Genomic DNA, 10,039 nt, shown 5'->3' on the forward strand with positions numbered 1-10,039 from the left:
AGCTGCTCGACCTCGCTGAACGAACCCGGGTCGAGGAGCAGCTCGATCCGCTCACGCGCGGTCAGCTTGCCCTTCGCGTGCTGGGCCTCGGTCGCGCGCTCGCTGGGGCCCGCCAACGCCTGCTCGCGCAGGACGTGCAGTTCGGCGACACGGCCGCGTGCGTCGGTGGGCTCACTCGGGATCTCGTCGACAAGGGTCATGTACCGACCCTACGAACTCGACCAAGGAAACCCCGCCGTCGACTCCGTACAGTCTCGCGTGTCGATTCCTGGCGGGGACGGACAGAACCGTGGGGCCGACGGAGTGACTCCACAGCCAGGAGACCTGTTTACTTGTGGAGGTCCCACAAAAGTGGAGCGCGGGCCCCCGGGGTGACGGGGGCCCGCGCCGGGCGGTGGTGTGCGGTTCAGCAGCCGCCGCAGTTGTAGAAGGTCACGTCCCAGTGGTTGCCCTCGTCGGCGTAGACGTTGCCGGCGCCGGAGCGCCACTGCGGGGCACCGTCCCCGCGCACGCCGATGTAGGTGAACGTGTTCTTGACGTAGTTGGTGACGCAGGTGGCCTTGGCGAAGTCCAGCTTGTAGCCGTTCCAGTGCGAGTAGGTGCCGCTCGCGTGGCCGGTCTCGGTGCCTCCGGTGATGTTGAGGGCGCAGCCGCTGGCGCCCTTCAGGGTCTGGGCGCCCTGGGCGGTGGCGAGGTTGAGCTGCTCGAAGGAGGTGCAGGTGGGGTTGTTCCGGTCGGAGCAGCCTCCGGAGGAAGACCAGGTGATGCCGGAGTTGCGGAACATCGAGGTCGCGGTGGCGTGACTGATCTTGGTGGCGGCGTGGGCCTCGCCCGTGGAGGCGAGGGCGCCGAAGCCGGGGGCGAAGAGGGCGCCGAGGACGAGCGCCAGGGCGGTGAGGACGGAGCGGAGCTTCACGGGGGATGCCTCCTGCTGGGGACCGTGGGGTGGGTGGCCGGACGTGCAGGTGGTGCCGGTGTGCTCGCGGGGCACTTCCGTGCCCGTCGCGCAGGGGGATGATGCCGCAGTTCTACGCGCGTCCGCCAGAGGGCGTCGGGATTCGCAGGGGGCCGTCCGGGCGAACGCTCCGGGGCCGTCCGGATGAACATCCTCCATAGATGTTGAAAATTGAACGGAATGGGGCTACAGTCATTCTCGTTGAAGGTTCAACAACACCCCGCCTTCACCGCACACCCCCCGACAAGGAGCACGCCATGGGTCTCTTCGGCCGCAAGAACATCGAGTCCACCACCGCCACCGCCACCCTCCCCGTGGACCCGGCCCTGGCCGCCCTGACCGGCGACTACACCATCGACGCCGCGCACAGCAGCATCGGCTTCACCGTCCGCCACGCGATGGTCACCAACGTCCGCGGCTCCTTCGGCGAGCACGAGGGCGCCCTGAAGCTGAACGGCGGCGACCCGGCGGCCTCCAGCGCCTCCATCGACGTCAAGATCGCCTCCATCGACACCGGCATCGGCGACCGCGACAACCACCTGCGCGGCGACGACTTCTTCGACGCCGAGCAGTTCCCGCTCATGACCTTCCGCTCCACCGAGGCGGCGCAGCTGGGCGGCGACAAGTACCGGATCACCGGCGACCTGACCATCAAGGACGTCACCAAGCCGCTCTCCATCGACCTGGAGTTCAACGGCTCCGCCACCGACCCGTACGGCAACGAGCGCGTCGGCTTCGAGGGCTCCGCCGAGATCCTCCGCTCCGAGTGGGGCCTCACCTGGAACGCGGCCCTGGAGACCGGCGGCGTCATGGTCAGCGACAAGGTGAAGCTGAACTTCGACATCTCCGCGATCAAGAACGCCGCCTGACCCTCCCCGCGAGGCCTCGCACACGAGCGCGCCCGCCCTCCGCCCCCGGCGGACGGCGGGCGCTCGGCGTACCCCGACGGCGTTGTCAGAGGCGGCCGTTAGCGTCGGCGGCATGGAGATCCACATCGACAGTGCCGTGCTGACCGAAGCCGTCGCGTGGGCCGCGCGCGTGCTGCCCGCCCGTTCGCCGATGCCCGTGCTCGGCGGACTCCTCCTGGAGGCCGGCGAGGAGGGCGCGCTGAGCGTCTCCGGGCTCGACCACGAGGCCTCCGCGCGCGTGGAGGTCGAGACCGCGGGGACCGTGACCCCGGGCCGCGCCCTGGTGCTCGGCCGACGGCTCCTCGACATCTGCAAGGTGCTGCCGCCGGGCCGGACGGTGCTCGCCGTGGAGGACGCCCGGCTCTCGGTCACCTCGGGTGACGTCCGCTTCGGCCTCTCGCTGCTGCCGCTCGACTCCTATCCGGCCGCCCCGGCGCTGCCTCCGGTCCTCGGCGAGGTCGACGGCGGCGCCTTCGCGGAGGCGGTCGGTCAGGTCGCGGCCGCGGCCGGACGGGACGACTCGCTGCCGGTCCTCACCGGGATACGGCTCGCCCTGGACGGGGCGGTGATGACCCTGGCGGCCACCGACCGCTACCGGTACGCGGTCCGCACCCTGGAGTGGCACCCGGCCGCCGGGGGCGCCCCCGCCGACGTGGTGGTCCCCGCCCGCCGCCTCACCGAGACCGCCCGTTCCCTCGCCGGCGCCGGCCGGGCCAGGGTCGGGCTCGACGCGCACTCCATCGGCTTCGAGCGCGCCGGCCTGCGCACCACGGCCCGGCTCCTCGACGGCCGGCTCCCCCGCCACGACAAGCTCTTCGCCCTCGGCGAGCACGCGGTCGCGGTCACCGGCCGGGCCGCGCTCGTCGAGGCCGTGAGGCGGGTCGCGGTCGTCGCCGAGGGGGACAGCCCGGTCCAGCTCGCCTTCGAGGGGACGTCCCTCCGGCTGCGCGCGGGGTACGAGGACGACGTCGCCTCCCAGATGCTCCCGGCGGCCCTCGACGGCGCCGGGGCCATGACGGTCGCCTTCAACCCGAACTACCTGCTGGACGCCCTGACCCGGTTCACCGCCGAGGACGTACGGCTCCATCTGCTCGGCCCCGGCCAGCGCGCCCTCCTCGCCGACGGCGCCGACGGCCGCCACCGGCACCTGCTGATGTCGGTGAAGCCGCTGGTCTGACGAGGGCCGGCGCCGACCCGGGGGAGCCTCGGCCCGTCCCGGACCGGATCCTTCGGAAGCCGCCGCGGATCCCTCAGAAGCCTCCGCCGCCGAAATCGCCGCCGCCGCCGAAGTCACCGCCGCCGAAGCCGCCTCCCCCGAAGTCGCCGCCACCGCCGAAGTCGCTCCCGCCGAAGTCGCCGGAGGAGATGTCGCCGCCGAAGTCGCCGCCGCCGTACTCCGCGGCGTACGCGGGGGTGGAGAGGGCGGAGCCCAGCATGGTGCCCACCAGGAGGCCGGGGAGGAGGCCACCGCCGAAGTAGCCGCCCGCCCAGGGGCCGTAGGCCGGGCCCGCCTCCCAGTAGGGGCGGCGGCCCGCGTCGGTCTCGACCGTGCGGGCGTGGGGGTCCTCGCCGTCGTCCAGGCGGGCCGCGTCGGCGGCGCAGACCGGGACCTCGCGGGAGGCCCCGCCGGCCGGGGTCCAGGTGCGGTCCGCGGTGGACGGGCCGTGGCGGGGGTCGAAGAAGCAGGGGGGCCGGCGCTCGGGCAGCGGCCGGGAGGCCCGGCGGGCGTCGAGCACCGCCAGGGAGTAGCGCCCGTCCTCCAGGACCTGGGTGACCCCGCGGACCTCGTGCGGGTGCTCCACCCCGCCCATCAGGGACTTCGCCCGGTCGTAGGAGTCGAGGGCCTGTTCGTAGTCGGCGCGCATCGCCTCGTCGGCGCCGGGTTCCGCGGGGTGGAAGTCGAGTCGTTCCAGCTCCTCGCCGAAGGCGGTGATGTCCTCGTCGACGACGACCCGGAGCCTCTCCAGGGCGGCCCGCTCCTCGGCCTCCCTCCGCTTCCGCCGGCCGCGGACCACGGCGTAGGCGGCGGTGCCGCCGACGGCGGCGACCGCGCCCAGGGTGACGAGGCCGGCGACCGGGACGCCGGAGTCGGACGCGGAGCCGCCGGGCCAGGCGGCGGGCGCGGAGCCGCGCATCGCGGGGAGGGCCTGGTCGGCGAAGGCGTTCAGTTCGGTGGCGGCGTCGGCGCCGGGCCGGTCGACGGAGGCGACCATGTTCTCCACGGCGGCGGCCGACAGCACGCGGGTGTCGGCCTTGGCGGCGAAGTCGTCGCCGAGCCGGACGGCGTACACGCCCGCGAGGCCCGTCTGCTCGCGCAGGTTGTCGATGAGCCCCTCCGGCGGGTACTGCGCGCCTTCCGGGAGCACGGCGACGAAGAGCGGTTTGTCCGCGTCCTCGATCTTCTGCGCGAGGGCGGCGGCGTCGGCCGTGGAGAGCTGGTCGGCGGCGCCCGGGTCCACGTAGACCGGGCCCTGCCTCAGGGCGGCGGCCGCGTCCGGGACGCCCGTGGCCCTGGCGCCCGCCGAAGCGGGGGCCAGGGCCAGGAGCAGCAGGAGGATCAGCCCGGCGAGGGCCGACCACACCGAAATCGCCCTGGTCTTCATGGTTCGAAATTACCCGAATGGGGTCGAACTAGACATGTCGGGCGAATATCGGTCCGTGTCACTCGGCGGGGTCGACGCCGGCGCGCAGCAGACCGTAGGTGAAGGCGTCCTCGATGGCCTGCCAGGAGGCGGCGATCACGTTCTCGCCGACGCCGACCGTGGCCCACTCGGCGTTGCCGTCGCTGGTGGTGACGAGGACGCGGGTGGTGGACTCGGTGCCGTGCCGGCCTTCGAGGATGCGGACCTTGTAGTCGACCAGCTCGAACTTGGCGAGCTGCGGGTAGATCCGCTCCAGGGCGACCCGCAGGGCGCGGTCGAGGGCGTTGACCGGGCCGTTGCCCTCGGCGGTGGCGAGCATCCGCTCGCCCTTGGCCCAGATCTTGACCGTGGCCTCGTTGGCGTGGGTGCCGTCGGGGCGGTTCTCGGTGATCGCCCGCCAGGACTCGGTGCGGAAGTAGCGGCGGGCCCGGCCCTCGGCCTCGGAGCGCAGCAGCAGCTCGAAGGAGGCGTCGGCGGCCTCGTACGTGTAGCCCTGGAGCTCGCGCTCCTTGACCCGCTCGACGACCCGGGCGACCAGGGCGCGGTCGCCGCCGAGGTCGACGCCGAGCTCCTTGCCCTTGAGCTCGATGGAGGCGCGGCCCGCCATGTCGGAGACGAGCATCCGCATGGTGTTGCCGACGAGCTCGGGGTCGATGTGCTGGTAGAGGTCGGGGTCGACCTTGATGGCGGAGGCGTGCAGGCCGGCCTTGTGGGCGAAGGCGGAGACGCCCACGTACGGCTGGTGGGTGGAGGGGGTGAGGTTGACGACCTCGGCGATGGCGTGCGAGATGCGGGTCATCTCGGCGAGGGCGCCGTCGGGCAGCACCTTCTTGCCGTACTTGAGCTCCAGGGCGGCGACGACGGGGAAGAGGTTGGCGTTGCCGACCCGCTCGCCGTAGCCGTTGGCGGTGCACTGGACGTGGGTGGCGCCGGCGTCGACGGCGGCGAGGGTGTTGGCGACGGCGCAGCCGGTGTCGTCCTGGGCGTGGATGCCGAGGCGGGCGCCGGTGTCCGCGAGGACGGTGGCGACGACGGCCTGGATCTGGGCGGGGAGCATGCCGCCGTTGGTGTCGCAGAGGATGACGACGTCGGCGCCGGCCTCGTGCGCGGCGCTGACGACGGCCTTGGCGTAGGCGGGGTTCGCCTTGTAGCCGTCGAAGAAGTGCTCGCAGTCGACGAAGACCCGGCGGCCCTGGGCCACCAGGTGGGAGACGGTGTCGCGGACCATCTCCAGGTTCTCGTCGAGGGTGGTCCGCAGGGCCAGTTCGACGTGCCGGTCGTGGGACTTGGCCACCAGGGTGATCACCGGGGCGCCGGAGTCCAGGAGCGCCTTGACCTGCGGGTCGTCGGCGGCGGCGCCGCCGGCCCGCCGGGTGGCGCCGAAGGCGACGAGCTGCGCGTGCCGGAAGGTGATCTCCTGGCGGGCGCGGGCGAAGAACTCGGTGTCGCGCGGGTTGGCGCCGGGCCAGCCGCCCTCGATGAAGCCCACGCCGAACTCGTCGAGGTGCCGGGCGATGGTCAGCTTGTCCGCGACGGTGAGGTTGATGCCCTCACGCTGCGCACCGTCGCGCAGGGTCGTGTCGAAGACATGGAAACTGTCGTCGAGGCGCGAGCCCTCGGCGTTCTCCGTGGTCATGGCTCTGATGGCTCCTGTCGGATGTGGCTCCGGAAGGTATGGATCCACTTGCCCCCATTCTCACGCGCCGTCCGCCTCCGGCACGGGTGGGGCCGGAAAACGAAAAAACCCCTCGCGGGTGCGAGAGGTTTGCGCGCGGGTCTGGGGCACGGTGTCCACTGCCGCGGGGATCGTTCCGCGATTCAGTGGCCACTGCGGACCGGCGCGCCGCTGCCGATAATCATCGTGGTAGCAAGCACGCCGGAAGTCTGCCACAGCCGGGAGATCAGCGGGACGCCGGTCTCACGATACGGGCAGCCGATCCCGCTTCCGCCCCGGCGCGGCGGACTCGGCGGCCCCGACCCGGCCGAGGTCGATGTCGCGGGTCTCCCGCATGGTGAGGTAGACGATCAGGGAGACGGCCGCGCACCCCGCGACGTACCAGTAGTAGCCGGACTCGATCCCGGAGTCCTTGAACCACAGGGCCACGTACTCCGCCGTGCCGCCGAAGAGGGCGTTGGCGATGGCGTACGGCAGCGCGACGCCGAGGGCGCGGATGCCGGTCGGGAAGAGCTCGGCCTTCACGCAGGCGTTGATCGAGGTGTAGCCGGTGACGACGACCAGGGCGAGGAGGGCGAGGCCGAGGGCGGGCCAGAAGGAACCCGCGTGCTTCAGCATCGTCATGATCGGCACGGTCAGGAGCGTCGAGCCGACGGCGAAGGTGATGAGCAGCGGGCGGCGGCCGATCCGGTCCGAGAGCCGGCCGGCGAGCGGCTGGAGGCAGGCGAAGACGATCAGCGCGCAGAAGGAGACCAGGGTGGCGGTCTGCTTGGACAGCCCGGCGGAGTTGGAGAGGTACTTGGTGAGGTAGGTGGTGTACGTGTAGTAGGCCACCGTGCCGCCCATGGTGAGCGCGATGACGAGGAAGGCCTCGCGGCGGTGCGCCCACAGGGCCTTGAGGGTGCCCTTCTCGCCCCGCCCGACGCCGTCGTCGGCGGTCTCCTCGTACACCTCGGTCTCCAGCATGTTCCGCCGCAGGTAGAAGACGACGGCGGCGCCGAGGGCGCCCACGACGAAGGGGATGCGCCAGCCCCAGCTGTGCAGGGCCTCGGTGGACATGGTCCGCTGGAGGACGATCAGCAGGCCGAGGCCGAGGACCTGGCCGGCGGTCATGGAGACGTACTGGAAGCTGGAGGCGAAGCCCCGGTGCTCGGGGGCGGAGGCCTCGGTGAGGTAGGTGGCGCTGGCCGCGTACTCGCCGCCCACGGAGAGCCCCTGGAGGAGCCGGGCGACGAGGAGGACGGCGGCGCCGCCGTAGCCGGCGACCGCGTAGGTGGGGGCGACGGCGATGAGCACCGCCGAGGCGGACATGAGGGTGACGGTGAGGGTGAGCGCCGCCTTGCGGCCCTTCCGGTCGCCGACCCGGCCGAGGAGCCAGCCGCCGACGGGCCGCATGAAGAAGCCGACGGCGAAGATGCCGGCGGTGTTCATGAGTTTGGCGGTGTCGTTCCCCTCGGGGAAGAAGGCGCCCGCGAAGTAGGTCGCGAAGCTCGCGTACACGAACCAGTCGAACCACTCGACCATGTTCCCCGCGGAGCCGACCCAGATCTTCTTCCAGTGATCTCGTCCCATGGCGTGGAACCGTGCCGGACCCCGCCCGGGGCGGGCAAGGGTGCAGGGGGCAACGATCGGGAGTACTTACGTGCGTTACGTTCGCGGGATCAGGGTTTCGTCGATGAATTCCCGGACCTGGACGAGGACTTCGCTCCGTCCGGTGCCGGGCAGCCCGACCGCCACGTGCACGCTGTAGCCGTCGAGCAGGGCCCGCATCCGGGTGGCGAAGCGGTCCGGGTCCACGGGCCGGAACTCGCCCCGCGAGACGCCCTCGGCGAGGATCGCGACGAGGTCCCGGTGCCAGGCCCGCTCGATGGCGGCCTGGCGGTGCCGGGCGTCCTCGTCGGCGTTCTGGGAGCGGTTCCAGACCTCCAGCCAGAGCGTCCAGTGGGGATCGCGCGGCCCGTCCGGCACGTACACCTCGACGTATCCGTGGAGCCGCTCCCGGGCGCTCCCCGGCCGTGACAGCAGCGCGCCCCGCTCCGCCCCGAGCCGGCCCTCGCTCCACTCCAGCGTCTGGAGCAGCAGCTCGTCCTTGGTGCGGAAGTAGTAGAGGAGGTGGCCGCTGCTCATCCCCACCTGCCGCCCGAGGCCGGCCATGGTCAGCCCGTCGAGTCCCCGCTCGGCCACGGTGTCCATGGCCGCCGCGAAGACGTCCTCCCGCGGCGGCGCGGCCTGGTTGCGGCGGCGGGGGGCGGGGGCCTGGTTGCTCTGCTGACTCACTCGTACGTTCTACACCGAGGGCTGCTGCTGGGTGATGCAGTGGATGCCGCCGCCCGCCGCGAAGATCGTGCGCGCGTCGACCAGGACGACCTCGCGGTCCGGGAAGAGACGGCGGAAGATCTCGGCGGCCAGCTCGTCGTGGGGGTCGTCGAAGGCGCAGAGGATCACGGCGCCGTTGCAGAGGTAGTGGTTGATGTAGGAGTAGTCGACCCAGTCGCCCTCCTCGTCCTTGAGGACGGTGGGGGCGGGGACCTCGATGACCTCCAGGGGGCGGCCCTGGGCGTCGGTCCGGCCGCGGAGGAGGTCGGCGTACAGCCGGGAGCGGCCGTAGTCGGGGTGGTTCGGGTCCTGCTGGCTGTGGACGAGGACGGTGCCGGGGCGGGCGAAGGCGGCGACGATGTCGATGTGGCCCTGGGTGCCGTAGAGGCCGTAGTCGCCGGCGAGGCCGTGCGGGAGCCAGATCGCCGTGGTGGTGCCCAGCTTGTCGTGGATCTCCCGCTCGACCTGCTCGCGGCTCCACTCGGGGTTGCGGCCGGAGCCGAGCTGCACCGTGTCGGTGAGGAGGACGGTGCCCTCGCCGTCGACGTGGATGCCGCCGCCCTCGTTGACGAGGAGGCTGCTCAGGACCGGGACGCCGGCCGTGTCGGCGACATGGCGGGCGATCTTGGAGTCGTGCTCCCAGCGGGCCCAGTCCTGGGCGCCCCAGCCGTTGAACACCCAGTCCACGGCGGCGAGGGAGGTGCCGTCGGTGACGAAGGTGGGGCCGATGTCGCGCATCCAGGCGTCGTCGAGTTCGCGCTCGACGAGCTCGACGTCCTCGCCGAGGAGCGCGCGGGCGCCCTCCGCGTCGCCGGGGGCGACCACCATCGTCACCGGCTCGAAGCGGCGGACGGCGCGGGCGACGGAGGCCCAGGCCGCGCGGGCCCCGGCGAGCTCCTCGTCGCCGGTGAAGGTGGGGTTGGGGCTGGGCCAGGCCATCCAGGTCCGCTCGTGCGGGGTCCACTCGGCGGGCATGCGGTACGAGGTCATGGGGCGGGTCCTAGAGGAAGTAGAGGCGGTTCAGGGAGACGGAGTCGGCCGGCTCGGAGCGGATCGGGGAGCCGTCGAGCGAGACGAGGCCGGTGCGGTCGTCCACCTGGACGTCGCCGACGCGGGAGTTGAGGCGGAGGTCGGCGGGGCCGATCCCCCGGGTGCCGCGCACGGGGACGCGGCGGCGCCGGGTCGGCATCCGGTCGCTGCCGAGGTCGACGGCGGCCTGCGCGACGAAGGCGACGGAGAGGTCCGCGGCGGTGGCGCCGTGGGCGCCGAACAGCGGGCCGAGGACGAGCGGTTCACAGGTGTCGGTGGCGGCGTTCGGATCACCCGTGACCCCCCAGGCGGGGAAGCCGGACTTCAGCACCAGCTGCGGTTTGGCGCCGAAGAACTCGGGCCGCCAGAGCACGATGTCGGCCAGCTTGCCGACCTCGACGGAGCCGATCTCGTGGGCGAGGCCGTGGGCGATGGCGGGGTTGATGGTCAGCTTGGCCAGGTAGCGCAGCACCCGGGCGTTGTCGTCGTGGGCGCCGTCGCCGTCCACCGGCCC

Annotated in this window: 10 protein-coding genes; 2 read left to right on the plus strand and 8 right to left on the minus strand. The window is 72.5% G+C overall.

The window, feature by feature from the left end; genetic code table 11:
• A partial coding sequence (locus ACFQ8C_RS35200; protein WP_383465764.1) for a carboxyl transferase domain-containing protein occupies positions 1-200 on the minus strand: 200 nt, incomplete at its 3' end.
• A gap of 206 nt (positions 201-406) precedes the next feature.
• Complete coding sequence (locus tag ACFQ8C_RS35205) at positions 407-916, minus strand: hypothetical protein (RefSeq protein WP_383465766.1); 510 nt, start codon at positions 914-916, stop codon at positions 407-409.
• A 296-nt stretch (positions 917-1,212) separates the two neighbouring features.
• Here ACFQ8C_RS35205 and ACFQ8C_RS35210 point away from each other — a divergent pair, with 296 nt between their 5' ends.
• Positions 1,213-1,824, plus strand: coding sequence for a YceI family protein (locus ACFQ8C_RS35210; protein WP_383465768.1), 612 nt, complete (start codon positions 1,213-1,215; stop codon positions 1,822-1,824).
• 112 nt (positions 1,825-1,936) lie between these two features.
• Positions 1,937-3,040, plus strand: a complete 1,104-nt coding sequence (gene dnaN, locus ACFQ8C_RS35215; protein ID WP_383465770.1) for a DNA polymerase III subunit beta — start codon at positions 1,937-1,939, stop codon at positions 3,038-3,040.
• 73 nt (positions 3,041-3,113) lie between these two features.
• On the opposite strand, the gene ACFQ8C_RS35220 is transcribed toward dnaN, so the two are convergent.
• From ACFQ8C_RS35220 to ACFQ8C_RS35245, 6 genes are all read right to left on the minus strand, one after another.
• A complete protein-coding gene (locus tag ACFQ8C_RS35220) occupies positions 3,114-4,466 on the minus strand; it encodes a hypothetical protein (RefSeq protein ID WP_383465772.1) in 1,353 nt (450 codons plus the stop codon).
• A 58-nt stretch (positions 4,467-4,524) separates the two neighbouring features.
• Positions 4,525-6,141 (minus strand): citramalate synthase, encoded by a 1,617-nt coding sequence (gene cimA, locus ACFQ8C_RS35225; RefSeq protein WP_383465774.1) that lies wholly within the window; start codon positions 6,139-6,141, stop codon positions 4,525-4,527.
• A gap of 282 nt (positions 6,142-6,423) precedes the next feature.
• Complete coding sequence (locus ACFQ8C_RS35230) at positions 6,424-7,752, minus strand: MFS transporter (protein WP_383465776.1); 1,329 nt, start codon at positions 7,750-7,752, stop codon at positions 6,424-6,426.
• Positions 7,753-7,827: 75 nt separating this feature from the next.
• Positions 7,828-8,373: a TetR/AcrR family transcriptional regulator gene (locus ACFQ8C_RS35235; protein ID WP_383465782.1), complete on the minus strand. Its 546-nt coding sequence runs from the start codon at positions 8,371-8,373 to the stop codon at positions 7,828-7,830.
• A gap of 93 nt (positions 8,374-8,466) precedes the next feature.
• Positions 8,467-9,486 (minus strand): agmatine/peptidylarginine deiminase, encoded by a 1,020-nt coding sequence (locus ACFQ8C_RS35240; protein ID WP_383465778.1) that lies wholly within the window; start codon positions 9,484-9,486, stop codon positions 8,467-8,469.
• 10 nt (positions 9,487-9,496) lie between these two features.
• A partial coding sequence (locus tag ACFQ8C_RS35245; protein ID WP_383465780.1) for an amidohydrolase family protein occupies positions 9,497-10,039 on the minus strand: 543 nt, incomplete at its 5' end.

It is taken from the genome of Streptomyces sp. NPDC056503 (genome assembly GCF_042794995.1).
Classification (GTDB): domain Bacteria; phylum Actinomycetota; class Actinomycetes; order Streptomycetales; family Streptomycetaceae; genus Streptomyces.

Excerpts from the sequence above, each read along its gene's own strand:
- ACFQ8C_RS35210 (WP_383465768.1), top strand. The coding sequence starts at position 1,213 with ATGGGTCTCTTCGGCCGCAAGAACATCGAGTCCACCACCGCCACCGCC.
- dnaN (WP_383465770.1), top strand. The coding sequence starts at position 1,937 with ATGGAGATCCACATCGACAGTGCCGTGCTGACCGAAGCCGTCGCGTGG.
- ACFQ8C_RS35220 (WP_383465772.1), bottom strand. The coding sequence starts at position 4,466 with ATGAAGACCAGGGCGATTTCGGTGTGGTCGGCCCTCGCCGGGCTGATC.
- cimA (WP_383465774.1), bottom strand. The coding sequence starts at position 6,141 with ATGACCACGGAGAACGCCGAGGGCTCGCGCCTCGACGACAGTTTCCAT.
- ACFQ8C_RS35230 (WP_383465776.1), bottom strand. The coding sequence starts at position 7,752 with ATGGGACGAGATCACTGGAAGAAGATCTGGGTCGGCTCCGCGGGGAAC.
- ACFQ8C_RS35235 (WP_383465782.1), bottom strand. The coding sequence starts at position 8,373 with ATGGACACCGTGGCCGAGCGGGGACTCGACGGGCTGACCATGGCCGGC.
- ACFQ8C_RS35240 (WP_383465778.1), bottom strand. The coding sequence starts at position 9,486 with ATGACCTCGTACCGCATGCCCGCCGAGTGGACCCCGCACGAGCGGACC.